Origin of the sequence: Sphingobium sp. TCM1, assembly GCF_001650725.1 — a bacterium.
Classification (GTDB): Bacteria; Pseudomonadota; Alphaproteobacteria; order Sphingomonadales; family Sphingomonadaceae; genus Sphingobium.
In genome coordinates this window covers 427,020-452,606 of the sequence record NZ_LXVX01000034.1, presented here as the reverse complement: position 1 = coordinate 452,606, position 25,587 = coordinate 427,020, and the positions used below count along the sequence as shown (strand labels likewise).

Genomic DNA, 25,587 nt, shown 5'->3' with positions numbered 1-25,587 from the left:
TTGCACGCCGATCACCCCACGAAGGGGGTGCCTATTGCACGCTGATCCTCACTGGAAGAACAGGGCCTGAAAGCGCGGATCGGACGATGAGAGCGTGATTGGACCAATGCCATTCAACGTGAAGATCGCACCCACGACAGCTACGACCATGATGGCTATTTTCGTTCCTAACCAGCCGGATCGAAAGGTTGTCAGAGTGACAGGCATCGCTACCAGAAACAGGATAGGCAGATGACTTGAGCGGAATACGATGGTCGCCACCAAGGCCGTCAACAGGATGGTGCCGACGCTTTCAAACCGTTGCGCCGGCGATTTTTCCTGGAAGCATCTTTGATAATCGCCTCGAAACAGAGCGAAGAGGAAGGGCGTGAAGATAATCAGACCCAGCGCATCACTGAAAAACCAAGTCAGGAAGGATTCACGGAATGACTGGTCAAATACCGCCGAGGCAGTGGCGGCACCCAGCAGGGCACTCGTGAAAGGCGCCAAAATCCCCGCCCAGAGCACGAAGCGAAACACCATACCCGGTTTGCGCAGTACGCCGCCCTGATCGACGCTGGCATGCAGTCCGATCCCGGCGACAAGCACCTCAACGATATTAGCTATGCCATAGAGCAAAGGCCCTTCGACAGTCCCTCGCGTGATGTAGTTTGCAGCGATGTTGCCGATGAATCCGGCAAAAAGAATGGTCCACCAGCCGTTAAGGGGCCGTGCCAGAACGAGCGCCAGCAATATGGCATTTGCCGGCCACACTGTCGCGATATTACGCCCGTCACTGGTGAGGTGAATAGTCGCGGCGGCCAGGCAAAAATATCCCAAAGCTGCCCCTGTTGCCGCCAACAGTGTGCCGCTGGGCGTATCAAAAGGCTGATTTAAAACATTTTTACGCATCCGCCATGTATCAAACCATATAGTTAATAAAGGGTAGCAATGCCTACCATCCTTCGATGCGGGACTTCGACTTCGCCTGGTTCCTGCTCAGGACGAACGGAGGTTTGGCTCGTCATGGATGACGGCCATAGGCCACTATCTCGGCTAACCATGGTGTCGCGGCCCCTAATAGAAGACCGGCGGCTATCGCCTCCTGCCCGCCCGCAAGCCGACAGTCTGAAATCGGCCATTAACGGCCAATGATGGCCGGCAAAGCAAATCTTGTCGGGGCCGGGGCGGCGTGGTGGTTGCCACCGCGCAGCAAGCGCCGCTAAAGCCCTGATCATGACGGCTTCCCTCCCGCATCGGCATCCGCTGCGCTTCGCCAATTTCCGGGCTTATCTGGTCGGCCGCCTGGCGGCCGTGCTGGCGCAATATGGCATGATGATCGTGCTGGGGTGGCAGGCCTATAATATCGCGCGGGAGACGATGACGACGGCGGGCGCTTCGGCGCAGCTCGGCCTGATCGGACTGGCGCAGTTCCTGCCGCTATTCTTCCTGACCCCGGTCACCGGATGGGTCGCGGATCATTATGACCGGCGCCTCATCACCCGGCTCACGCTGACGATGCTGACCGCCGCGTCGGCGTTGCTCGCCTTCGCCACCCATCAGGGCTGGGTCAGCCTGCCGCTGATCTTCGGCATCGCCATGATCGTGGGCATCGCCCGCGCCTTCAACGGTCCTGCCTATGGCGCGCTGGCCCCCAATCTGGTGCCGACCGAGGTGCTGCCCAACGCGATCGCCATTTCCGCCGTCGTGTGGCAGGCCGGCATGATCGCCGGGCCGGCGCTGGGCGGCTATGCCTATGCGGCGACGCCCTGGGGCGCCTATGCGCTGGCCGCCGCGCTGTTTGCCGTGGCGCTGGTGGCGATGCTGATGATCGGCAAGGTGCCGCAGCCGCCGCGCGACACCAGCCGCCACCCGGTCCGCCAGATGATCGACGGGCTGACCTATGTGCGGGGCAACCGGCTGGTGCTGGCGACGATCACGCTGGACCTGTTCGCGGTGCTGCTGGCGGGGGCGACGGCGCTGCTGCCCGTCTATGCGCGCGACATATTGCATGTGGGATCGGCGGGGCTGGGCCACCTGGCCGCTGCGCCGGGCATCGGCGCGGGGGTGACGGCGCTCTGGTTCTCGTTCCGGCCGATGAAGCGCGAGGTGGGCTTGAAGATGCTGGGCGCGGTCATCCTGTTCGGCGTCGCCACCATCATCTTCGGCTGCACCGCCTTCCTGCCCCGCGGCCTGGCCATGGAGGTCGGCATCGGCGCGCTGGTCGTGCTGGGCGCGGCCGACATGGTGTCGGTCTTCGTGCGCCAGTCGCTGGTGCAGATCCACACGCCGGACGCCATGCGCGGGCGGGTGTCGAGCCTGTCCCAGCTCACCATTTCCGCCTCCAACGAACTGGGCGAGGCCGAATCCGGTTTTCTCGCCGCGCTGGTCGGGCCGATCGCGGCGGTGATCGGCGGCGGCGTTGGCGCTATCATCATCACCCTTATTTGGGCGCGACTCTTTCCCGAATTGCGCCTAGCACGTAGCTTCGATCCACCCGAAATCGGACGAACGGAGATCAGCCAGGAGAAGCCCTCATGAAAGCTGCCACGATTCTCGACACCATCGGCAACACGCCGCATATTCGCGTCAACCGGCTGTTCGGCGACGCACCGGATGGCACGGAAGTCTGGATCAAGTCCGAACGGTCGAACCCCGGCGGGTCGATCAAGGACCGCATCGCCCTCGCCATGATCGAGGCGGCCGAAGCATCGGGCGAGCTCAAGCCCGGCGGCACCATCATCGAGCCGACATCGGGCAATACCGGCGTGGGCCTGGCCATGGTCGCGGCGGTCAAGGGCTACAAACTGGTGCTGGTCATGCCCGAAAGCATGTCGATCGAGCGCCGCCGGCTGATGCTGGCCTACGGCGCGAGCTTCGACCTGACCCCGCGCGAGAAGGGCATGAAGGGCGCGATCGAGCGCGCGCTGGAACTGGTGGCGCAGACCCCCGACAGCTGGATGCCCCAGCAGTTCGAGAACCCGGCCAATATCGACGTGCATGTCCGCACCACGGCGCAGGAAATCCTGGCCGACTTCGCCGACGCGCCGATCGACGTGCTGGTAACGGGCGTCGGCACCGGCGGCCACATCACCGGCGTCGCGGAAGTGCTGAAAAAAGCATGGCCGGGCCTGAAGGTCTATGCGGTCGAACCGACCCTGTCCCCGGTCATCAGCGGCGGCCAGCCCGGCCCGCACCCGATCCAGGGCATCGGCGCGGGCTTCATCCCGGCGAACCTGCACACCCAGCTGCTGGACGGGGTGATCCAGGTCGATCCGGCCGACGCGAAGGAGTATGCGCGCAAGGCCGCGCGCGAGGAAGGGATGCTGATCGGCATCTCATCGGGCGCGACATTGGCCGCGATCGCGCAGAAGCTGAAGGAACTTGCCCCCGGCAGCCGTGTTCTGGGCTTCAACTATGATACCGGCGAACGCTATCTGTCGGTGCCGGACTTCCTGCCCGAATAAGGAACCAGAATACAGGCATGACCGGCGACCCCTATTCTTCACGGCCGCATCCGGCGATGTGGCTGGTGTGGCTGTTGCTGTTCGTCGGTCTCCCCATGGTGGTGTCCGGCTGGGAAAGCCGGCCGCACCATGATCGTGGCGCGCATTTCGGCCGGACGGACGCGGGAACGACCCGCCTGCGCCGTCCAGTCACGCCGCCCCCTTTGGTAGAGCCGGTCAAGGTCTTCGCCCTGGATGCCGATCGGGCGCGCGACCTGAACGCCAGGATTCCCTTCTCCCGCGATCCCAATCCGGCCGCCCGGCCATTCCTCTTCCGTGGATCGGAGATCGACCTCGCGCGGGCGACCGACTGCCTTGCCGCCGCCCAGCTTTACGAGGCCGGCGACGATGCGGTGGGCGAGCAGGCCGTGGCGCAGGTGGTGCTGAACCGGGTGCGTCATCCCGCCTTCCCCAAGACGGTATGCGGCGTCGTCTTCCAGGGGCAGGAACGGGCGACCGGTTGTCAGTTCACCTTTACCTGCGACGGCGCGCTGGCGCGCACGCCCTCTACCGGCGCCTGGGAACGGGCGCGGGAGATTGCCCGAGGCGCGCTAGCCGGCAAGGTGTTCAAGCCGGTCGGCCATGCCACCCATTATCATACCGACTGGGTCGTACCCTATTGGAGCAGCAGCCTGGACAAGGTCACTGCCGTCGGCACGCACCTCTTTTTCCGCTGGCGCGGCTGGTGGGGCACGCCGCCGGCCTTCGGCCGCAGCGACGAGCCGGGCGAACCGCTGATCGCCAAGATCGCGCGCCTGTCTCCGGCACATCTAGGCAGCCCCTTCCCTGTTCCCGGCACAATGACGCCCACCGGCGACAGCGCCGAAGCAATGGTCGCGCAGGCACGGAAGGCGATCGGCCTCGACCTCATCGGGAAGACCGTTGCCGGCGTGCGCCTGATTGCGCTGGCCGATGCGCGTAGCTTCCTCGTGGAATTACCCCGCGGCAGCCGCCCCGAAAGCTGGCCGATGAGCGCTCAGACCTTCTGCGCGGGTCGGCCACAGTGCCGGATCATGGGCTGGATCGCGCGCGACGCGCCCAAGGAGCTGCCGCTGACCCTCGACAATCTGGTGGCCATGCGCTTCTCCTATATTCACGATCTGCGGCATGGCTTGCAGCGCGCCCTGTGGAACTGCACGGCCACGCCGCGCGCAAACAAGGCCGAATGTATGCGCGATCGGCTGCCCGTGGTGGCGCCGGCGCCTCCGGCCACGGCGAGCGTCCCACCACTGAGCGGCGTGCGCCGCGACGATCGGTCCGACCGGATGGTGACACCGGCCAGCTCTGCCCCCGCCGCTACCGGCACAGCGACAACGGTTCAGCCACTTGGTTCAGGTTCCTGAGCCGGGAAGGAAAAGTAGCGGGTTTTGACTCACTGTTCGTCATGTTATTTCATAACAATCTGGCAGTGGGGCGTGATGATTACGCGGCGAGGCTTACTGGGACGGGCTGGCGGCATTCTTGGGTCGACATTGGGCAGCGGGCTGATGTTGAAAGCCGCTGCGACAGCCTCTCCGATCGGCGGCGATGGCTGGCCAGACGATCCGCCCTTCCGTTTTGCCGGCGACATGACCGATTTCGAGGCGGCACAGCGGGGGTTGCTGCCGCTCTATGACGTCAATCGCGATGTCGCGACCTTTGACGCAGCCTATTATGGTGCGATGACGCGGCCGGTGCAGGCAAGCTATGAGGCCCATTCCCGCTGGGTAAACCAGAATCATGCGCTTTTCCTGCGCAATGGTGCGCCCGGCCATCCGCGCGACGGGGAGTTGGACCGGTCGCGCGCGGCGGTAGCAAGGCTGCTCGGCGCATCGACCGGGGAAATTGCGCTGGCGGGCGGCGGGACCGAGGCGCTCTATGCGCTGATCGCCAACTATGCACTGCTGAAGGCGGGCGATGCAGTGATTTACGCCGATGTCGACTATGACGAGATGCAATATGCCTGCGACTATCTGGAACAAAGCCGGGGCGTGCGGATCGTCCGCTTCAGCCTGCCCGAACCGCACAACGAAGCCAATATCCTGGCGGCTTATGACAGGGTATTGACGGACACCCCACGCGCCAGACTGCTGCTGCTCACGCACCTGTCGAACCGCAACGGGCTGGTGCCGCCGGTGAAGGCGATCGTCGCCATGGCGAGGGCACGCGGGGTAGACGTGATCCTGGACAGCGCGCAGGCGTTGGGACATATCCCCTTCACCGTTGATGATATCGGCGCGGACTTCATTGGCTTTTCGCTGCACAAATGGTTGGCGGCACCGCTGGGCACCGGAGGCATATATATCCGCGAGGAAAGGTTGCGGGACATAGCGCCCTGGCTGGGCAACCGCATCCATGGGCCGGAGGATATTCGCGCGCGCATCCCGACTGGAACCGTCGATTTCGCCGCCCGGCTGACCGTGCCGCGCGCGATCGAGGTGCATGAGGCGATCGGCGCCGAAGCCAAATATCGCCATCTGCTCAGGTTGCGCGACTACTGGATCGATCGGGTCCGCGACATCAGGGGACTGGAAATCCTGCTCCCGGAGACCGCCGGTCGCCATGGAGCGGTGATGGGCTTTCGCCTGCCCGGCATGACCGGACCTGACGATGCGAAAACGGCAGCCAAACTGTTCCTGGAAAAATATGGGCTGCTACTGGTGGCGAAGGCGGGGCTGGCGTCGGGACCGGTGCTGCGCGTTACACCCGCGCTGTTCAACACCAGCGCGGAACTGGACCGGCTGGTCGCGGCGATCCGGGCGGAGCGCGCCCGGTTCGCCTGAAACGCTGAAGTCCGATGCGCGGACGTCAGGATGAAAACGGGCTGGACGCAGTGATCTGGCGCCGGCTCTTCCTCGCGACAAGAGCGGCAGGCCTGCTCCTCTCGCTCTTCACCATTCATAGGCCTTGGGCAGTGCGCCTTCGGTGGGTGTGGCGTAACGGTCGCGCAGCTTGGTCTGGCGGTTTTCGACCGGCTGCTGGACACCGTCGATCCAGACCGCGACCGGGGCGGAAGTCATTTCGAGCGGATCGCCGTCCCAGATCACCACGTCGCCCGCCTTGCCGGGCTTGAGCGAGCCGATCCGGTCGCCCAGACCCATCGCCTCGGCCGGGGCGGAGGTGATGGTGCGCAGCGCCTGGCCCCAGCTGAGCCCGGTCGCGCCGGGCACTTTGGTCAGCGCGACCATATTGCCCGCCTGCTGCGTCGCGTGACGCAGTTGCAGCGCGTCGTCGCCGGTCAGCATCCCCATCGAAACGCTGACGCCAGCCTTCACCATGCGACCGACATTGCTCTGGGTCGCGGCCAGCTTCTCGAAACTGGAGGGCAGGTCTTCCAGGCCCGCGGTGATGACCGGCACCCTGGCGGCCGCGATCCGGGGGGCGACCATCCAGCCTTCGGTCGCGCCGGCGAGAATGAGCTTGAGCGCCGGAAAGTCTTGGCGCAGCGCCAGAACAGCCAATATGTCGCGCGCGCTTTCGGCGTGGACCATGAGCGGCATCGCGCCGGTGACGACCGGCACCAGCGCCTGCGCGTCGACGCGGTTGAGGAGCGCATCCTTCGAGTAGCCGTCATAGGTGGCGGGCGCTTTCGCATAGTCCTGCGCTTGCGCCAGCATCATGCGGAAGGTGAGGATCATCGCCGCGCGGCTACCCCCCGCCTCGACCGCGCCCGCTTCGCCCATTTCGACATATTGGAAGGCGCGCGCCTTGGTGATCGGATCGAGATCGGCGCCCAGATCGACCACTGCACCCTGGCCGGCGAAGATGTTGGTGCCGGTCGCCGGTGCGACCACCGCGCGGGTGATGCCGGCGGTGCGGCTGACAGCGATGGGGTTGGCGAGCGGGTTGATCGCCGGCGCGACGTCGATCGCGGCGGAGAAGGGCGAGCGGGCGCTGGTGTCGTTGGTTTCCTTGACCGCCGGCACTTCGGCGAGGCCGACGCGCGAGAAGCCCGAGACGAGGCCCGGCGTCACCCATTTGCCGGCGGCGTCGATCGTCTTGGCGCCCGGAGGAACCGCAACGCCCGCGCCGGCCGCAACGACCTTGCCGGCGCTGATGACCACCGTGCCGTTCCTGATCGGTTCGGAGCCGTCGCCGATCGCCAGGGTCGCGCCGGTGATGGCGAGGGATTGCGCCAGGGCCGGATGAGAAAACGCCAAGGCCAACACAGCAAGAGCCGTGCGTTTCGAGCCTGGTCGAGAGACTGGAGAACCGGCCTTGGCGCTTATCGACTTCGCGCGAAGCGAACGGAGGTCTTTTGGCACGTTCATTTCACGTCTCCCGCGCCGATCTGGCCCAGTTCGAAGTCGACCACAGGCCGCAGCTTCGGATCGGCGCTGTCATAGAGCAGGGCGCCGTCGATCCAGACCTTTTCGGGGCGCGTATAGGTGCTGAACGGGTTTCCGTTCCACAGGACGACATCGGCCATCTTGCCGACCTTCAGGCTGCCGGTCCGGTCGGCGATGCCCATGGCACGCGCCGGGTTGATGGCGAGCCAGGTCCATGCCGTTTCGTCGGCTATGTCGATGCCCATGCGCCGTCCGGCGCCCAGCGCCTTGGCCGCTTCCTGGTTCAGGCGCTGGATGCCGTCCTGATCGTCGCTATGGACGATCGCGCAGGCGCCCGCCCGATGCACCAGCGGAACATTCTCCCTAATCCCATCATAGGCCTCCATCTTGAAGCCATACCAGTCGCCCCAAAGCGCCGAGCAGATGCCGTTGTCGCGCAGCAGGTCGGCGATCTTGTACGCCTCGACCGCGTGATGGAAGGTCGACACGCGGTAGCCGAATTCCTTGCTCATATCGATGACATTGGCCATCTCGTCCGCGCGGTAGCAATGATTGTGGACCAGGATCTTGCCTTCGAGCACGTCGGCGAGCGTTTCCATCGCGAGATCGCGGGTCTGGTCCTTCCCCGCTGCACGCTTCTTCTGATATTCCCGCGCCTTGATCCAGGTCTGGCGGTTGACCGCCATATTGCCCATGCGGGTGCTGGGTTCGCGGCCCTTGGCGCCATAGACGCGCTTCGGATTTTCACCGCAGGCCATTTTGAGGCCTTGCGGCGCGCCCGGGAATTTCATCCCCTGCATGGTGCGGGCGGGGACATTTTTGAGCGTGACGCTGCGCCCCCCGAACAGGTTGGCGGAACCGGGCAAGATCTGGAGACTGGTGACGCCGCCATTGGCGAGCGCGCGGGTGAAGCCGGCATCCTGCGGCCAGATGCTGTGTTCGGCCCAGACATGGGGCGTGACAGGCGATGTCGCTTCATTGCCGTCGGACAGCGCATCGACGCCGGGCGAAGGATAGTCGCCCAGATGACTGTGGATGTCGATCACGCCGGGGGTCACATATTTGCCGGTGCCGTCGAACACGGCGATGTCGGCCGGGATCGGCGTGTCCGGGCCGCCGATCGCCGTCACCTTGCCATCCGAGAGGAACAGGACGCCATTGTCGATGCGCCCCCCTTCCCCGTCGAAGATGGTCGCGCCACGGATCACCGTCGGACGACCGGGATAGGGCTTGTAGGTGGAAGGATAAGGATTTTCCGGTTCAGCCGATGACGCCTGCGTGGCGGGTGGCGGATCCTTTTCCTTCTTCGCCGCGACCGGCCCCGCGCTGCCCGCCAGCAGCGCCGCAACCAGCAGGAGCCTGCCGCCCTTGCTCATGCCCCGCTCGATCAATGTTTTTCCTCCGAACCGATGCTGTCGAGATGCATCATGCGTTTGACATAGGGCGAAACGAGCAAGACCAGCCCGCCCACGACGACGGCGAACCAGCCGATCCGCGTATAGATGTCCAGCACCTGGGTCACATTCCCCGCCTCGCCGCTGCCGGTCGCGCGGGCGATGAGGCCCGCGATAAAATTGCCCGCCGCCATGGCGAGAAACCAGGTGCCCATGACGAGGCCGACCATCGACGACACCGACAGCCGCGTCATGGCGGACAGGCCGACCGGCGAGAAGCAGAGTTCCGCCATGGTGTGGAAGAGATAGATGAGGAAGACGAAGAGGACGGGGGTGAGATTTTCCCCCGCCATCGCCGCGCCCGCCACCAGCACGAGGAAGCCCGCGCCGCACAGGATGAGGCCTATCCCGAACTTGGCAGGCGAGGACGGCTCCAGCCGGCGCTTGTCGAGGAAGGTCCAGAGCAGCGCGAAGAGCGGGGCAAGCAGAATGATGAAGACCGAATTGACCGACTGGAACAGCGATGCCGGAACATCCCAGCCCAGGATGTTGCGGTCGACATTGCGATCGGTAAAGATATTGAGCGACGAGCCCGTCTGTTCGAACAGCCCCCAGAAAAGCGGGTTGAGCGCAATCAGGAAAAGCGCCGCGAACATGCGATCGCGGTCCACCTTGCCCAGCGTGCCGAGGGTGCGCCAGAGGATGTAGACGACAGTCAGCGCCGAAAAGCCGAGCAGCGCGTAGCCCAGCAATTCGGCATAGCGGATCACGAGCCAGATGCCGACGACTCCCAGCGCCGCGCCGAGATAGATGGTCCATTCCTGGCTGAGTCCCGTCGCCGTGGGCGCGCGCAACTGCTGCGGCGCGGGCGGCTCGCCCTTGCCCAGCAGCCAGGCCTTCAGCCACACGAACATGACGAGGCCGAGCAGCATCCCCACGCCTGCCGCACCGAAGCCCCAACTCCAGCCCCACAGCTCACCGAGCAGGCCGCAGACGATCGGCCCGAGCATCCCGCCCATGTTGATGCCCATGTAGAAGATAGAGAAGGCCGGGTCACGGCGATGGTCGTCGCGCGGATAGAGTTCGCCGACCAGCACGGAGATATTGGCCTTGAGGAAGCCAGTGCCGACGATGATGCTGGCGAGCGCGAGATAGAAGCCGTTGAGAAAGACCGGGTCCTGTCCGCCCGGCCCTTCGGTGACGGCGATCAGGAAATGGCCGATCGCGATAAAAACGCCGCCGACCAGCACCGCCTTGCGCGGACCGAGGAATCGGTCGGACAGATAACCGCCGATGACCGGCGTGATGTAGACCAGCGACGTATAGGCGCCATAGAGAAGATAGGCCTTGTCCTCGCCGAAGAGGAAATGCTTGGTCAGGTAGAAGATCAGGATGGCGCGCATCCCGTAATAGGAAAAGCGTTCCCACATTTCCGCGAAGAACAACAGAAAGAGTCCACGCGGATGGCCAAGCCAGGTCTTGCCCGCTTGCGCCGTTGCCATGTCCGAGGTCGCCATGAGGCCCCTTTTATCTATTTTGTGCGTCGGGCCGCAGCGGCGCCGATCAGGATGGCGCGCAACCTAGGGCGGAACCGATCATCCTGTCAAAAGCCCGGCCCGCAATAGCTCTGCCCTTGCGTTGAGCGCAGCACCGCGCCATCTGTCGCGGCAATGTTCAACGATCTCTCCTCTCCACTCGCCCTGCTCCAGACCCGTCGCTCCGGCAAGCCCCGCGACCTGATCGCGCCCGGTCCCGACGACGCGCAACTCCGGCAGATATTGGAAGTGGCGCTGCGCACCCCGGACCATGGCAAGCTGGCGCCGTGGCGTTTCGTGATCGTGCCGCAGGACCGGCGCGATGCGCTGGCCGCCTTGCTGGAGCAAGCCTATCGCGCCGAAAAGCCCGACGCCGGGCGGCTGGAGATCGAGGCCATGCACCAGTTCGCGCGTCAGGCCCCGACCCTGGTGGTGGCGCTGTCGGCCCCCGTCGCGGGCAGCAAGATACCCGTTGGGGAACAGATATTGTCGGTCGGCGCCGCGATCATGAACCTGCTGCACGGCGCCCATGCGCTAGGCTATGCAGGCGGCTGGCTGACCGGCTGGCCGAGCTATAATGAGGATGTACGCGCGGCCTTCGGTGGCGAGGGCGAGAATATCGCCGGCTTCGTCTTCATCGGGACTCCGGGCCGGCCGCAGGAAGAGCGCCCCCGGCCAGATTATGACGCGATTGTCTCCACTTGGGACAGATAATTACGCAGGCAAAATAATCTGCGTAATGTCGTGACTTGACCCCCGCGGCTGTATTATGGCACTGATGCACCATGGCCGACGACTCCAAACCCGTCTATCTCCGCCTGCGCGAGATCATTGCCGCTTCCATCCTGGATGGGGAATTTTCCGATGGCGACCTGCTTCCGTCGGTGCGGGCCTTCGCAGCGGCGCAGGGCGCCAATCCGCTGACCGTGGCCAAGGCCTATCAAAGCTTTCAGGATGACGAACTGGTGGTCGTGAAGCGCGGCGTCGGCATGTTCGTCGCCGATGGCGCCACCCGCCGCCTGCGCAGTGCGGAGCGCGAGCGTTTCCTGGAGACGGTTTGGCCGCCGGTCGCGGCGCAGATCAAGCGGCTGGGGCTGCGGATCGACGAGCTCGACCTGGCAAAGGCGTAGATTTTACAACGCGGCAAGCGCCGCAAGCACTTCCTGACGCCCGGCGAATCCTGAGACGACTGCTGCGCGATTAAGCGCGAGCTTCGCTTCGCTCTTGCGTCCCGCTGCGGCATAGGCTTGGCCCAGATGCAATTGCAGCGCCGGCACGCCGGGCGCGAGCGTGACCGCCTTTTCAAGCAGATCGATGGCCGCCGGTCCCTTGTCCCCCGTGCGCAAAAGCACCCAGCCCAGCATGTCGGCGGTCATCGGATTGCCGGGCATCAGGCGATAGCCATGGGCGGCATAGGCGCGCGCAGCGGCGCGATCCCCGCTTTCCAGCGCGGCGCGGGCGAGGTCGGCCATCAGTACCGCGTCATTGTCGCCGATTTGCGCACGCAGGATGCGGAGCATCCGCAGTGCGCCGCGCCAGTCCCCCGCCTGAGCCGCGATGCCGGCGGCCAGGCGCAACGCTTCCCCGTCATTGGGATTTTGCGCGAGGAAGAGCTGCACCACCTGGGCGGCGCGCGCGGTATTGCCGGCGCGGCCCCATGCTGCGGCGAGCCGCAAGGCGGCGTCACGGTCGAAGCGGATGTTGGCGGCGGCCTCATAGGCGCGCGCAGCCTCCTGCGGCCCACCGGCAGCGGCGAGCGTATCGCCCAGGACCAGCCATGCGGCGGGTGCACCGGGATTGGCGCGACTGAGCAGGCGAGCGCGATCGACGGCCTCAGCCGCCCGGCCGGTGCTGAGCAGCGCACGGATATAGGGGATATTGTCGCTTGCCGTTGCGGCATTGGCGGGCGGCGGGCCACCGGCAAGCGCTGCGTCGCGGGGACTGGCGAAGGCATCGGCGGTGGCGCGCATCGGCCAGTCGGCGCGGGCGAGCATGTCGGCTGCCATGGCGCGCTGGCCCATGGCCTCCTGCACACGCGCGGCGAGCGTCAGCACATAGGGGTCGGCGTCGCGCTGGGCGACGATCGGCGCCAGCGTCGCGGCTGCGGCTGCGAAGTCACCGTTCAGATAGTGCGCCCGGCCGAGCAGGGTGCGCGCGGTGCGATTGTCCGGCTGCGCACCGACGAGGGGGCCGAGCGCCTCGATCGCCAGCACCGCATTGCCGCCATCCAGATGCAGCACGCCGCGAAGCAGGCGGGTCGCCGGCTCCTCATCGAGGCGTCCGCCCGCGCGTTCCAGCAGAGTGCGCGCGAGATCGCCCTTCCCGGCCCGCGCCGCCATGACCGCCTGTATCATCCAGGCGCGCGGATTGGACGGATCGAGCGCCAGGATGCGGCGCGTCAGGCTGAGCGCCCTGCCCGCCTGCCCCGCGTCGGCGAGCGTCGCGGCATAGGACTCAAGCGCCGGCACCGAATCCGGGTCGTTCGCCAGCGCCCGGTCGAACCAGGGCAAGGCGGCGGTCAGACCATATTGGGCGCGGGTCAGTTCGCCGCGCAGGGTGAGCGCCTTTGCATCGGTGGGCGCGAGCGCCACGGCCCGGTCGGCGGCCTGGATCGCGCCGCCCTGATCGCCGATCGCCAGGTAGAAGCGGCCGAGGTCGATCCAATTTCCGGGGTCGCCGGGAGCCCGCGTCAGAGCGCGTTGCAGCGCCGCGCGCGCACCACCGACATCGCCCAACGCGAGCGACGCGCGTGCAACCATGCGGGCCGCGGCGGCGGCGGAGGCGGCCGGCACGTCCGGCGCCCGCACTTCCCGCAGCGCCGCAGCGGGATCACCCTGAAGCAGCAGCGCCTGCGCCATCACCACGCGACCTTGGGCGGCGGGCCAGCCGAGCGCGCGCGCGCGTTCCGCCTCCGCCAGCGCGCCGGCGCCGTCGCCCAGTTCCGCCAGCGCACGGGCCTGCGCGGCGTGAGCCTGCGCGACACGCCCATTGCCCTTAATCGCGTTCATCAACTCGATCCGGGCGGTACGGGCGTCGCCCCGGTCAAGCGCAGCAAGGCCACGGGCAAGCGCCGCACTGCCGTCGCGCTCATGCACGCGCCACTGCCACAGACCCGCGACGCCGAGCAGGAGCATCGCCGCGCCGGCGAGCAGGACGAGGCGGGAGCGGCGCATGGATCAGCCCTGCATCTGATATTGCTTGAGCAGATCGTAAAGGGTCGGGCGGCTGATCCCCAATATCTTGGCGGCGCCGGAAATATTGCCGTCGGTGCGGGCGATGGCGCGGCGGATGGCGCGGCGATCGGCCATCTCGCGCGCAGCCTTCAGATTGACGACATCGGTGCCTTCGACGCGATCATCGTCCAGATCGAGATCCGCGGCGGTGATCAACTTGCCATCGGCCATGATGATGGCCCGCTTCATGCGATTTTCCAGCTCGCGCACATTACCGGGCCAGGCCCAGGCATCGAGCGCCGCCAATGCGTCTGGCGCCAGCCCCTTGACCTGCGGGTTCATGTCGCGGGCGAAGCGGGTGAGGAAATGACGCGCGAGCAGCGCCGGATCGCCGGGCCGATCGCGAAGCGCGGGGATGCGGACGACGATTTCGGCGAGGCGATAATAAAGATCCTCGCGGAAAGTGCCGGCGGCGATCATCTCGTCCAGATTCTGGTGGGTGGCGCAGACGATGCGGGTGTCGACGGCAATCGGCTGGCGTCCGCCGATCCGCTCGATCACGCGTTCCTGGAGGAAGCGGAGCAGCTTGACCTGAAGCGGCAGCGGGATGTCTCCCACCTCGTCCAAGAAGAGAGTTCCGCCCTGGGCCTGCTCGATCTTGCCCGGCGTGGTCCTGATCGCGCCGGTGAAGGCGCCCTTCTCATGGCCGAACAGTTCCGATTCCAGCAGGGTTTCGGGGATGGCGGCGCAGTTTATGGCGACGAATCCCTCCTTGCGCCGCGGGCTGGCGTCATGCAGTCCCTGCGCCAGCAATTCCTTGCCGGTGCCGCTCGCCCCGAGCAGCAGAACGGACACGTCGGCATGGGCGACGCGCTCGATCGTGCGAGCGACCTTCATCATTTCCGGCGCGCCGGTGATGAGGCGGCCCAGAACCCGGCCATCCTCCGGCGCGGTTTCGGCAAGACGGGCATTTTCCCGCTCCAGCGCATGGACATGGAAGGCGCGCCGGACGATGAGGCCGAGCTCGTCGATGTCCACCGGTTTCTGGTAGAAGTCGTAGGCGCCGCCCGCGATCGCATCCAGCGCGCTTTCGCGCGCGCCATGGCCCGACGCGACGATGATCTTCGTATCCGGTTTGATCCTGAGCATGTCGGCGAGCGTGGCAAACCCCTCGCTCGTGCCGTCCGGGTCGGGCGGCAGGCCCAGGTCCAGCGTCACCACGTCGGGCGTTTCCGACCGCAACATCTCGATCGCTTCCTGACGGTCGCCGGCGATGAAGAGCTGGTAATCCTCATAAGCCCAGCGCAGCTGCCGTTGCAGGCCCGGATCATCCTCGACGATCAGCAATTTGGGGCGGGTATCGCTCATCAGGCGGCCTTTTCCTGTCTGTCTAACCGAGGCGCCAACGGCAGGCGCAGGGTGAAGCGGCTGCCCGCGCCGGGCTGGCTCTCGACTTCGATGCGTCCACCCATCGCCTCTGCCAGGCTGCGGGCCTCGAACGCGCCGAGACCGAAGCCGCCCGCCTTGCTGGAGGAAAAGGGCTTGAACAGGTCGCGCCGGATGAACTCGGCACTCATGCCGCGCCCCCGGTCGACAATCTCCACGATCGCCTGGCGATCGTCGGCGGACAGGCGCAATTCGACCGGACTGTCCGGCAGGCTGGCGTCGATGGCGTTCTGCATCAGATGGGTCACGATCTGCTCAACGCGCACCGGGTCGGCAACCGCCATCGGCGCGGCGCCGCTGACATGCACGGGATGCAGCCGGGCGCGGGTCCGGGCGACCTGATCGAGCAGGTCGCGCAGAGCCATCGGGCGCGGTTCTTCGGGCCGGGCCTTGTTATGCTGCGACAGGCGGGCGAGCATGTCGTTCATCTTGCCGACCGATTCCCTCAGCGTCAGCACCATGTCCGCGCGAAACTCCGGATTGTCTGCATGACGCTCGGCATTGCGGGCGAGCAGGGACAATTGGCTGACGAGATTCTTCACGTCGTGGATGATGAAGGCGAAGCGGCGGTTGAATTCGTCGAAACGCTGCGCGTCGTCCAGCGCCTGTTGCCCCTGCGCCTCGCTGATATAGGTTGCCGCCTGCCGACCGGCCGCACGCAGCATGTCGAAATCCTCCCAGTCGAGACGGCGGTCCACCGGCGGGCGGGCGAGCAAGATCGCACCGATCAACCGGCCATAATGGATGAGCGGGGCCAGCGCCCAGGCGCGCCGGTCCTGGCGCAGCCAGTCGGGCAGGCGATGGGCCTGATCCGCCTTGCCGAGATCGATGATCCAGGCGCTCTCCTCCAGCCGGGCGACCAGATCGGGCGGCAGCGTGGCTGCGTCAGGCAGGTCGCCGCTCCAGTTCCAGTGGGTTTCGAACGACAGACCGCCGCGCTCGTCGCGCAGCAGCAGGATGGCAGCGGGGGAATCGGTGATATCGGCCACCGCCTTCGCCACGCGCTGGCCCAGCGGCGCCGAGTCTTCGCCCGGACGTCCGATCGTCTCCCCGAAACGCATCCATTCGGTGCGATAGTCATAGCGATGCTGGAAGAAATGCTTGGCGACCTGCACCTTCCACAGCGCCCGCATTTGCGGCGAGGGCAGCAGCACCAGCGCGGTGACGGCGGTGAAGAAGACCGCGCCGATTTCCACAAGCCGGGCATAGGGTCCGGCGATCAGCTCGATCAGGAGCGCCGCGGCGGCCACCAGTATGACATAGAGGGCGATGGCGAAGATCGAGAGCGACTGCACTGCGAGCGCGCGCGACAGTTGCAGGCGGCCCGCCATGTCCCGGCGCATCCCGATTGCGATGACCGGCGCGAGCAACGCCATCAACAGGCCGCGCAGGGCGTAAAGTTCGTCCACCCGATGCGGAACCAGATAGCAGAGCAGATAGAGGTTGAGGTCATAGGTCCACATCGCCGCGAGCGCGCCGAACAGCAGAGCCACCCGCCCCCGCTCCCGCAAGGGCCAGGCGGTGTAGAGCTGGTGCACCAGCAGCAGGCCGCTGATCGCCGTCATCATCCGCAGAAACAGCGAGCCGGTGACGAGCGCATGGTGGATGTCGCTGTCCACCGGCAATTGCCGCCAGGTCAGATCGGTGAAGGTCTGGAGCAGTATGAGGCCGGCCGTTGCGGCATAAACCGCCGCGACCGCACCCATCGACCCCGAGCGGCCGACCGGGCCGCGACGGAGCATGATGAACATTGCGAGCAGCCATGCAGCATTACGGATGCTTTCGCCCAGGCCCGACAGCGGCTTCGACACGCCGCCGAAGGAGACGTAGAGCGCCCAGCAGGAGGTGAGCAGCAGCGCACCGGCGAGCATCCGCAGTTCCACGGCCTCCTCCCGACGCCGCAGCAGGAAGATGCCGAGCGCGGCGAACAGCACCGCCGCCAGCGCATGGCCCCAGTCGCCGACAAATTGGAGGAGGACGCCCACGACCCGGCCCTCAGCGCGCGCCGTCGGGCCAGAGGACGACCCGGACGGTCTGGAGGAGAATCAGCAGATCAAGGAAGGGCGTGTAATTTTTGGCGTAGTAAAGATCATATTCCAGCTTGTGCCGGGCATCCTCGATCGACGCGCCATAAGGATAGTTGATCTGCGCCCAGCCGGTGATGCCCGGCTTCACCATGTGGCGTTCGGCATAATAACGCAGATGTTGTTCCAGATCCTCCACGAACTGGCGGCGTTCGGGGCGCGGGCCGACGAAGCTCATCTCGCCCTTGAGGACGGTCCAGGTCTGCGGCAATTCGTCGATCCGCAGCTTGCGCAGCCAGTAGCCCAGGCGCGTGATGCGCGGATCATCCTTTTCGGCCCATACAGCCTGTCCCGCGACTTCGGCGTCCTGGCGCATGGTGCGCAACTTCACGATCCAGAATTCCTGCCCGTAAAGGCCCACGCGCTGCTGGCGGTAGAAGGCCGGCCCCTTGCTGTCGAGCTTTACCAGCAAGGCGGCGAGCAGGATGACGGGGCCGGTGAGCAGCAGCAGCAGGGAACTGGCGACGATGTCGAACAACCGCTTGGCGATGCTGGAAATGCGCCGCCCCGCCGAAAAACCGTCGGAGAAGATCAGCCAGCTCGGATTGACGCTGGCGAGGTCGACGCGACCGGTCTCACGCTCCAGGAAGCTGGACAGGTCATTGACATGGACCCCCGTGGTCTTGATGCGCAGCAGGTCGGACATGGGAATGGCGTTGCGCCGCTCCTCCAGCGCCAGCACCACTTCGCTTGCGTTCAGACGCACGACGAAATCGGACAGATTGTAGACGGCGTTGCGGTTGATCGCTTCCTCGATCACCTGCGGCCCGTCATTCATCGCGATATAGCCGACGACGAGAAAGCCCGACCCCTTGCGACGCTCGAGTTCGCGAATACGGTTGGCGCGGTTCCCCGCGCCCAGAACGACCAGCCGCCGCTTGAACGCCTCTCCGCCCAGCATCGAACCGAGCATCAGGCGCACGACGAACAGCAGTGCCAGCGCGAGGCCCATGGCGTAGAGCGAGTTGGAGCGCCAGAGCGTCATGCCCGGCAGCAGAAAATAGAGGACGGACAGAAAGATCACGCCCAACGAGACGGCGACGAGCAGGCGCGCAAAGGCGAAGCGAATCGATTGCAGCGCTTCGGGACCATAGACGCCCACGGCGATCATCGCGGTCTGGATCGCAACCGCGAAGCTGAGCAGCGGTCCCATGCGAGTGGCGACATGATCGACGGTCATGCCGATTTGCTGCGCGCGCAGTATCCAGCCCGCTTCCGCCGCGCCGACCAGCAGCATGAAATCGAGCATGCCGAGCAGCAATACTGCGTGCGGCACATAATGTTTGAACAGCCTGATCATCGTCGCGCTTGCTTCCCGCCGTCGTCCGACCGCGAATCCTGGTGGCGTCGGATCGCGCCTTACACTGGCTGTAAGGAAATCCGACGCTGCGCATCCTGTCGGAAAATGACGAAAAAAGTCTGAATCAGGCGATAAGGCCGTGAAAAATGGCGGACGATCCGCGATTTAGTTGCGGTTACGCAACGTATCGGCGGCGTTCCGGGCTGCATCGCCAACGACACCCGCAGCATCATCTACGGCGCCCGCCGCCTCCGTAACCTTGTCGGCGCGGCGATCTTCGCGCCGGTCATTGGTCAGGTAAAAGAAAGCAATTGCCAGGAGCAATGCCAGCGCCACCAACGCAAAGACCAGCCCGCTGCCGTGGGACCGCATTGGCGGCTCCCTGCGTCCCTGTGGCTCTTGCGATGCGAAGGGGTCTTCGACCATGTCGCTTCTCTCCTCCTGCGACCATCACGCGCCCTTGTGAAACGCTCCGGTCAATCTTCCGCCGCGCGTCTCTCGGCCCCGCGGCTCAGCCGATCCACATCCTCCATGATTTCGTCCAGCACGTCCGTGTCGGTCGTTTCCTGACTGCGGCGCGATGGCAGGTCGCCATTTTCCAATATCTGCTCCAGCGCCGCGCGACCCCGCGCGACCCGGCTCTTGATCGTACCGACGGCAACGCCGCAGATTTCGGCAGCCTCCTCATAGGCGAAGCCGCCCGCGCCGACCAGGATCAGCGCTTCGCGTTGCGGCTGGGGCAACTGGAGCAGGGCGCGCTGCATGTCGCTCAGTTCGACATGCTTGTCCTGTCCTGCCGGCGCGGCAAGAATGCGGTCGGCCGTCAGATCGTCCCAGTCTCCCCGGAAACGCGAGCGGCGCATCTGCGAGAGATAATGGTTGCGAAGGATGATGAAAGTCCACGCGCGCATGTTGGTGCCCGCCTGGAAGCGCGCCCGCGCGGCCCATGCCTTGAGCAGGGTTTCCTGCACAAGGTCGTCGGCCACATCGCGATTGCCCGACAGAGAGCGACCGAAGGCGCGGAGATGGGGAATGACGGCGGCCAGTTCACGCTTGAAATCCGTGTCCGACAGCGCGGCCCGTTCAACCGCCTCGCCAACGTCTTCATCCATGGGAACAACCCCCGTGCTGGCTGCCGCCCTCGTCGCATGAATCGACGTCGTCAAAGCCATAAGTGTGCCTGTATCCTAAACCGATTGCCGTCAAAACCTAGTGCCCTGAACCTGCCCCGTCACATCCAGAGCAGAAACAGCATCGCTATGACCACCAGGGCTAAAGAAATGCCAAGAACATATCGAACGACATGTTCGGTGGAACCCGCCCGGGCTTTTTCGGTCGCGATGTGCTGTTCATGATCAACCATGGCACGTCTCCCGATCGTTACGGTTATTTAACGCCACCGCCGACCGGGAGTTCCGTTCCCTCCATAAAAGCTGGGGGTCAGGCAGGCGCGGTCGCTTCGTCGAAGAACAGCGCCTGGGAAATCGCCGCCTTCACCGTCGAGCGCTGGAACGGTTTGGTGATGAGGAATGTCGGCTCTGGGCGTTCGCCGGTCAGCAGACGTTCCGGGAAGGCGGTGATGAAGATCACCGGGACCGAAATCTCGGCGAGAATATCCTTCACCGCGTCGATGCCGCTCGAATCGTCGGCGAGCTGGATGTCGGCCAGCACCAGGCCGGGCGTTTCGGCCATGGCTTCGCGCACGGCATCCTCACGCGTCACGGCGATGGCGGTGACTTCATGACCAAGGTCGCGAACGATGGTCTCTATATCCATCGCGATGATCGGTTCATCCTCGATGATGAGAACCTTGGCGCGGGTCTGCGCCTCGATCTCCGAAAGCGCCTCCTCGACCAGCGCCTCTACATCGTTGCTGTCCAGGCTCATGAGATAGGCGACATCGTCGACCGTGAATCCTTCGAGCGCGGTCAGGAGCAGCGCCTGACGCGGCAGCGGGGTCAGACGGCCCAGCCGCGCCTGCGCGATCAACTCCCGCCCGTCGGCGGACGTCAGCGGCACATCGTCGAGATGCGAGGAGGACCAGATGGCGTGAAAGGTCTTGTACAGGCCCAGCCGGGGATCGACTTCGGACGGAAATTCCTCCGGCGCGGCCACGATCGCTTCCAGCGTCGCGCGGACATAGGCGTCACCATGCGCCTGGCTGCCCGTCAGCGCGCGCGCATAGCGCCGCAGAAACGGAAGATGGGGGTGCAGTTTCTGTCCAAGCGACATCGTCAAATCTTCTCCCTGCCCGATAACAGGCTTGCTTCTCCGGCCCGTGGACGGAGGGAGGGGAGGATGGAATGTCCATGCGTCGATGGCAACCCCCCGCCCTGCTCACCGTCATCCGGCCGTCAGCGTCAAAAAAACGCTTCACTCGTCGGAACCATCGAGTAACGGAATTGTTTCGCAGTCATATGGTTTTTTCAACGATATCGTGAGATTTCGCGACTATCATGGGGGTCAGCGAATTGACGTTCCCGCCGATTATCGCGATTACGGGCAGGCTGGCGTGATTGAGATTGCTTCAGAGGGGCAGATTTTGGTTTCTTCGACAACGGAACGACGGTCAGCGGGAGCAGGCGGGAAAGGCGGCGCGAAATCGTCCTCCCCGCGCAAGGGCCGCAAAGCCAGCCCCAAGGATGAAGGCCATGTGTCGCAGGTGCTTCGCACCGTCTATCAGCGCGCGGTGGATGAAGATATTCCCGCCGAAATGCTGGACCTTCTGAGCAAACTGGACTGACGACATCATGATTGGGGGCAGCCTTCCTCCGGCAGCCCTGTCGCTGACGGAACCGCTCTTCCGCTTCCTTCGCTCGACCGGCGTCAAGATGTTCCTCATCCTGACGCTGGCCTTGCTGCCCCTGGGCCTGATCGCCCTGATCGCCTCGCTCCAGGCGATCCGGACCGCCGATCTGGAAAAGGAAGCCTTGCTGCGCGTCGCCGTCACGCAGAGCGCCCGCAAGCTGACCGCGGACCTGCAATCGGACCGCACCGCACTCCAACTCACCATCAACAGCCTCGGCGCGGCCGACACCCTCATCTGCGACCGGCTTGACCTGTTCCTCAAGTCGAACGACCCGGAGGGCGGCCTCTATTATATCTACGACCGGGCCGGCCGGCGGATATGCGGATCGGACCGGGCCGAGCCGGAAGGACTGGACCGGCGCGAGCGCTTTTCCGGTCCCCACGCCCAGATATTGGGCGGCACGCCCTATCTGGTGAGCCGAGTAAAGAGCCGGGACAACCAACTGGTCGGGCTGATCTATTATTCCCGCGTGCATCTGGAAAGCGTCGCCGATCCGGCGACGGCGCTCCAGAACCGGCAGCTCAGCCTGCGCCAGGGCGACCGGCAGCTCATCATCAGCCGTCCGCGCGTATCGCCAGGCGACGGGCGCACCACCAGCCTGTCCGCCCGGCTGGAACCACCCGACATATTGCTGACGATGACGGTGCGCGATCCGCCGGCGACGGTGGCGCGCACCCTGTCGCTTTTCCTGCCACTGGTCATGTGGTTCGCCGCCGCCGCTATCGGCTGGTTCGTGGTCAACCGCTTGCTGATCCGTCCGCTGGTGCTGCTGCGCCGCGCAGTGGCCAGCTACCATCCCGGCGAGGTGCTGGAACCCATGCAGCGCGTGCGGACGCCGGCGCAGGAAATCGTCGCTCTGGGCGAGACATTTCGCGAAATCAGCGAGGATGTCGCCACCCATGAGGCGGAGATGGCGGAAAGCCTGGAAACGCAACGCAAGTTGACGCGCGAAGTCCATCACCGGGTGAAGAACAACCTCCAGATCATCGCCAGCCTGATCAACCTGCACGCCCGGTCGGCGCATGATCCCGAAGCGGTCGAGGCCTATGCGTCGATTCAGCGACGGGTCGATGCCTTGTCGGTCGTCCATCGCAACCACTTTGCCGAGCTGGAGGAAAATCGCGGTGTAGGCGTGCGCCCGCTGATCAGCGAACTGTCCGCCAGCCTGCGGGGAACGGCGCCGACCCAGGCGCGCCGCTTCGGCATCCAGATCGACAGCGACGACCTGCATATCAGCCAGGATGTGGCGGTTCCGGTGGCCTTCCTGGTCACGGAACTTGTCGAACTGGCGATGCGGCTTGACCCGCAGGGCAGGATGCACATTTCGGTGCAGTTGCAACCGGGCAGCGCAGATCGCGGCCTGCTCCATATCCATTCGCCGGCCCTGCGCGCCTCCGAAGACCTGGCCGGCCATATGGAGGATCGCTACGGCCGGGTGCTGACCGGCCTGTCGCGCCAACTGCGCGCGCCGTTAGAGCAGGACGGCGACGCGGGATCGTTCGCGATCGCCATCAATGTGCTTCCCTGACGGTCAGACCCGACGATAATCCCGCCGGAAGTCGGAAGCGAAGCTCGCGAGGCGACCAGCGGCGATGCTGTCGCGCAGACCCTGCATAAGTTCCTGGTAGAAATGGATATTATGTTGGGTCATCAACATCGCCCCCAGCATTTCGCCCGCCTTCACCAGATGATGGAGATAGGCGCGGCTCCAGGTCGCGCAGACGGGGCAGCCGCAGCGCGGATCGAGCGGCCCCATATCCTCCGCGAACTTGGCGTTGCGGATGTTCAGCGGCCCGGCCCAGGTGAAGGCCTGGCCGTTGCGGCCCGATCGGGTCGGCAGGACGCAGTCGAACATGTCGATGCCCCGTTCGACCGCGCCTACGATATCGTCGGGCTTGCCCACCCCCATCAGATAGCGCGGCTTGTCCACCGGCAGCATGTCGGGCGCGAACTCGAGTGTGGCGAACATCGCCTCCTGCCCCTCGCCCACCGCGAGGCCGCCAACGGCATAGCCGTCGAATCCGATTTCGACCAACTTTTCAGCCGAGATACGGCGCAGATTTTCATCGAGCGAGCCTTGCTGGATGCCGAACAGGGCGGCGCGTTCCGCATGGTCGCCGCCGGCGTCGAACCCGTCGCGCGAGCGCTTCGCCCAACGCATCGACCGTTCCATCGACCTGGCCGCCTCCTCATGGGTGCAGCCGTTCTTGGTGCATTCGTCGAAAGCCATGACGATGTCGCTGTCGAGCAGCCGCTGGATCTCCATGGAGCGTTCGGGCGTCAGCATATGCTTCGACCCGTCGATATGGCTGGAAAAGGCGACGCCCTCCTCGCTCATCTTGGTGAGGGCCGACAGGCTCATCACCTGATACCCGCCACTGTCGGTCAGGATCGGCCGGTCCCAGCCCATGAAGCCGTGCAGGCCGCCGAGCCGCGCCATGCGCTCGGCGCCGGGGCGCAGCATGAGATGATAGGTGTTGCCCAGGATGATGTCGGCGCCGGTCGCGCGCACTTCGGCAGGGCGCATCGCCTTGACCGTGGCGGCGGTGCCCACGGGCATGAAGGCGGGAGTGCGGATTTCGCCGCGGCGCATCTGGATCGCGCCGGTGCGCGCCTTGCCGTCGGTGCCGTGGATCGAGAAGGAAAAACGAGGCTTGGTCATCGCCGCCCTCTAGGAGCGAACGCGCCCGCGCACAAGGATCGCGGGGGTATCAACCGGCCCTGCGAACCCCGTCGAACAGCGCCATCGCGTCGATATTGAAACCCCTGACGCGGCGATAGGGACCGATGAAGCGCAGGCAGTCGGCCGAAACGCGCAGCGGCCAGGCAGAGCCGGCCTCATCATGCAGCATCAGCGTGACCTGTTTCCGCGAGGGGGAGCGTCCGTTCATGGAAAAAGCAGTAAGAAACAAAGGTTAACAAAGCCCTTTACCGGCCCCGCCAAGACCTCCGCCAGAGCGACGCTTGTGGCAATTGCGCCACATTATCTCCGATTTGGCGGCATTTGGGGCTGCCCCTTTGCAACAGTTCGGAATAAAAATGGTTAACGCACTATTCAGCCTACGCCGGTTGATTGCATCCTGCCATCCAGCCTGTTCAGTTCATGCTTGATGAAAAAACGGGGGCGCAGATGATTGATTCAGGACGGTTTAATCCTTCACGCGAGGCGTCCGAAATGACCGCGGGCGACTATGCGTCAGAGCGCTTTCCGGCAGACATTTCCGCTGCGGAAACCTTGCTTCCGGACGACAGCGCCCAGTCGACCTTGTTCGATCTGGGTCAGATCGACGTTCGCTGGGATGCGGATCTGGCGACGCTCTGGGCCTTCATGACGCCGATCGAACGGCCCAATTCCAACCTGGGCCTGATTCGCGACACCATGGCCTGGCAGCGCGAGAGCCGCCGCGTGTTCGGCGACAAAGGCGGAATGCTCAAGTTCATGGTGCTGGGATCGCGCTTTCCCGGTGTGTTCAACCTGGGCGGCGACCTGGAGATGTTCGCCGAGTGCATCCAGCGCCGCGACCGCGAGACGCTGCTGAAATATGGCGTCGCCTGCTGCGAGATCGTCGACCGCATCTGGCACTGCAACGACATGAACATCATCAATATCGGCCTGGCCCAGGGGGACGCGCTGGGCGGCGGGCTGGAGGCGCTGATGTGCTTCGACGTCATCATCGCGGAACGGCAGGCCCGTTTCGGCCTGCCCGAAGTGCTGTTCGGACTCTTCCCCGGCATGGGCGCCTATTCCATCCTGCAACGCCGCGTGGGACCGGTGCTGGCGCGGCAGATGATCGCCGATGGACGCATCTACACCGCCGACGAGATGTACGACATGGGTATCGTCACCCAGGTGGTCGAGACCGGCGAAGGCGAAGCCGCGACGGCCCGCTGGATCAGGGACCATATGGCGCATCATGCCGGCTATGTCGGCATCAACCGCGCCGGACGCCGGGTCAATCCGATGACTCTGGCCGAATTGACAGACATCGTCGAGATGTGGACGGAAACGGCGCTGTCGCTGTCGGATCGCGACCTGCGCATGATGCGGCGGCTGGCGGCTGCGCAGACGCGGTTGCGCTGAACAGTGAGGCCA

General features: G+C 65.1%; 23 protein-coding genes. 9 read left to right on the top strand and 14 right to left on the bottom strand.

The features are described 5' to 3' along the window. Positions 1-48 precede the first annotated feature (48 nt). Entirely contained in the window at positions 49-891 is an 843-nt protein-coding gene (locus A7Q26_RS19160) for an MASE1 domain-containing protein (RefSeq protein WP_084439211.1), read from the bottom strand. A gap of 324 nt (positions 892-1,215) precedes the next feature. Between A7Q26_RS19160 and A7Q26_RS19155 the strand changes: the two genes are divergently transcribed. The 4 genes from A7Q26_RS19155 (at position 1,216) to A7Q26_RS19140 (ending at position 6,247) form a co-directional block, all read left to right on the top strand. Next, positions 1,216-2,520 carry an MFS transporter gene (locus A7Q26_RS19155; RefSeq protein WP_198162985.1) on the top strand — a complete coding sequence of 435 codons (1,305 nt, stop codon included), beginning with the start codon at positions 1,216-1,218 and terminating at the stop codon, positions 2,518-2,520. Further along, a complete protein-coding gene (gene cysK / locus A7Q26_RS19150) occupies positions 2,517-3,446 on the top strand; it encodes a cysteine synthase A (RefSeq protein WP_066862855.1) in 930 nt (309 codons plus the stop codon). The genes A7Q26_RS19155 and cysK overlap by 4 nt, the downstream gene beginning before the upstream one ends. A 17-nt stretch (positions 3,447-3,463) precedes the next feature. Next, positions 3,464-4,828 (top strand): cell wall hydrolase, encoded by a 1,365-nt coding sequence (locus A7Q26_RS19145; protein WP_066862852.1) that lies wholly within the window; start codon positions 3,464-3,466, stop codon positions 4,826-4,828. 75 nt (positions 4,829-4,903) lie between these two features. Continuing rightward, positions 4,904-6,247: an aminotransferase class V-fold PLP-dependent enzyme gene (locus tag A7Q26_RS19140; RefSeq protein ID WP_066862849.1), complete on the top strand. Its 1,344-nt coding sequence runs from the start codon at positions 4,904-4,906 to the stop codon at positions 6,245-6,247. A gap of 108 nt (positions 6,248-6,355) precedes the next feature. Here the strand turns inward: A7Q26_RS19140 and A7Q26_RS19135 are convergent, their stop codons facing one another. Genes A7Q26_RS19135 through A7Q26_RS19125 form a run of 3 tightly spaced genes read right to left on the bottom strand, consistent with a single transcriptional unit; the run spans position 6,356 to position 10,664 of the window. Further along, positions 6,356-7,735, bottom strand: a complete 1,380-nt coding sequence (locus A7Q26_RS19135) for an amidohydrolase family protein (RefSeq protein WP_084439210.1) — start codon at positions 7,733-7,735, stop codon at positions 6,356-6,358. After that, positions 7,732-9,129, bottom strand: a complete 1,398-nt coding sequence (locus A7Q26_RS19130) for an amidohydrolase (protein ID WP_066863006.1) — start codon at positions 9,127-9,129, stop codon at positions 7,732-7,734. The genes A7Q26_RS19135 and A7Q26_RS19130 overlap by 4 nt, the downstream gene beginning before the upstream one ends. 11 nt (positions 9,130-9,140) lie before the next feature. Then, entirely contained in the window at positions 9,141-10,664 is a 1,524-nt protein-coding gene (locus A7Q26_RS19125) for a peptide MFS transporter (RefSeq protein WP_066862846.1), read from the bottom strand. 153 nt (positions 10,665-10,817) lie between these two features. On the opposite strand from A7Q26_RS19125, the gene A7Q26_RS19120 reads away from it, so the two are divergent. Beyond that, complete coding sequence (locus A7Q26_RS19120; RefSeq protein WP_066862843.1) at positions 10,818-11,396, top strand: nitroreductase family protein; 579 nt, start codon at positions 10,818-10,820, stop codon at positions 11,394-11,396. 71 nt (positions 11,397-11,467) lie between these two features. Continuing rightward, positions 11,468-11,812 carry a GntR family transcriptional regulator gene (locus tag A7Q26_RS19115; protein ID WP_066862839.1) on the top strand — a complete coding sequence of 115 codons (345 nt, stop codon included), beginning with the start codon at positions 11,468-11,470 and terminating at the stop codon, positions 11,810-11,812. 3 nt (positions 11,813-11,815) lie between these two features. On the opposite strand, the gene A7Q26_RS19110 is transcribed toward A7Q26_RS19115, so the two are convergent. The 8 genes from A7Q26_RS19110 to A7Q26_RS19080 all read right to left on the bottom strand — a co-directional run bounded on the left by A7Q26_RS19110 (position 11,816) and on the right by A7Q26_RS19080 (position 20,917). After that, positions 11,816-13,855, bottom strand: a complete 2,040-nt coding sequence (locus A7Q26_RS19110; RefSeq protein WP_066862836.1) for a tetratricopeptide repeat protein — start codon at positions 13,853-13,855, stop codon at positions 11,816-11,818. 3 nt (positions 13,856-13,858) lie between these two features. Beyond that, entirely contained in the window at positions 13,859-15,223 is a 1,365-nt protein-coding gene (prsR, locus tag A7Q26_RS19105; RefSeq protein ID WP_066862833.1) for a PEP-CTERM-box response regulator transcription factor, read from the bottom strand. After that, the gene (gene prsK, locus A7Q26_RS19100; protein WP_066862830.1) at positions 15,223-17,286 is read right to left on the bottom strand and encodes an XrtA/PEP-CTERM system histidine kinase PrsK; all 2,064 of its coding nucleotides are present in this window, start codon (positions 17,284-17,286) and stop codon (positions 15,223-15,225) included. The genes prsR and prsK overlap by 1 nt, the downstream gene beginning before the upstream one ends. 10 nt (positions 17,287-17,296) lie before the next feature. Then, positions 17,297-18,685: a TIGR03013 family XrtA/PEP-CTERM system glycosyltransferase gene (locus A7Q26_RS19095; RefSeq protein WP_066862829.1), complete on the bottom strand. Its 1,389-nt coding sequence runs from the start codon at positions 18,683-18,685 to the stop codon at positions 17,297-17,299. 165 nt (positions 18,686-18,850) lie between these two features. Beyond that, complete coding sequence (locus A7Q26_RS19090) at positions 18,851-19,111, bottom strand: hypothetical protein (protein ID WP_066862827.1); 261 nt, start codon at positions 19,109-19,111, stop codon at positions 18,851-18,853. Positions 19,112-19,161: 50 nt separating this feature from the next. After that, positions 19,162-19,797, bottom strand: coding sequence for a sigma-70 family RNA polymerase sigma factor (locus A7Q26_RS19085; protein WP_066862824.1), 636 nt, complete (start codon positions 19,795-19,797; stop codon positions 19,162-19,164). 119 nt (positions 19,798-19,916) lie between these two features. Continuing rightward, positions 19,917-20,048, bottom strand: coding sequence for a hypothetical protein (locus A7Q26_RS26190; protein ID WP_269747274.1), 132 nt, complete (start codon positions 20,046-20,048; stop codon positions 19,917-19,919). A gap of 77 nt (positions 20,049-20,125) precedes the next feature. Further along, the gene (locus A7Q26_RS19080) at positions 20,126-20,917 is read right to left on the bottom strand and encodes a response regulator (RefSeq protein WP_066862821.1); all 792 of its coding nucleotides are present in this window, start codon (positions 20,915-20,917) and stop codon (positions 20,126-20,128) included. A gap of 85 nt (positions 20,918-21,002) precedes the next feature. Here A7Q26_RS19080 and A7Q26_RS26075 point away from each other — a divergent pair, with 85 nt between their 5' ends. Together A7Q26_RS26075 and A7Q26_RS19075 are read left to right on the top strand one after the other, a co-directional pair. Beyond that, entirely contained in the window at positions 21,003-21,428 is a 426-nt protein-coding gene (locus tag A7Q26_RS26075; RefSeq protein ID WP_232313869.1) for a NepR family anti-sigma factor, read from the top strand. A 7-nt stretch (positions 21,429-21,435) separates the two neighbouring features. Continuing rightward, entirely contained in the window at positions 21,436-23,022 is a 1,587-nt protein-coding gene (locus A7Q26_RS19075; RefSeq protein WP_443018171.1) for a sensor histidine kinase, read from the top strand. A 3-nt stretch (positions 23,023-23,025) separates the two neighbouring features. Here the strand turns inward: A7Q26_RS19075 and tgt are convergent, their stop codons facing one another. Further along, positions 23,026-24,156 carry a tRNA guanosine(34) transglycosylase Tgt gene (gene tgt / locus A7Q26_RS19070; protein ID WP_066862818.1) on the bottom strand — a complete coding sequence of 377 codons (1,131 nt, stop codon included), beginning with the start codon at positions 24,154-24,156 and terminating at the stop codon, positions 23,026-23,028. A 49-nt stretch (positions 24,157-24,205) separates the two neighbouring features. Further along, positions 24,206-24,385 carry a hypothetical protein gene (locus A7Q26_RS19065; protein WP_066862815.1) on the bottom strand — a complete coding sequence of 60 codons (180 nt, stop codon included), beginning with the start codon at positions 24,383-24,385 and terminating at the stop codon, positions 24,206-24,208. A 239-nt stretch (positions 24,386-24,624) separates the two neighbouring features. Between A7Q26_RS19065 and A7Q26_RS19060 the strand changes: the two genes are divergently transcribed. Further along, a complete protein-coding gene (locus tag A7Q26_RS19060; protein WP_066862998.1) occupies positions 24,625-25,575 on the top strand; it encodes a crotonase/enoyl-CoA hydratase family protein in 951 nt (316 codons plus the stop codon). Positions 25,576-25,587: the final 12 nt, after the last annotated feature.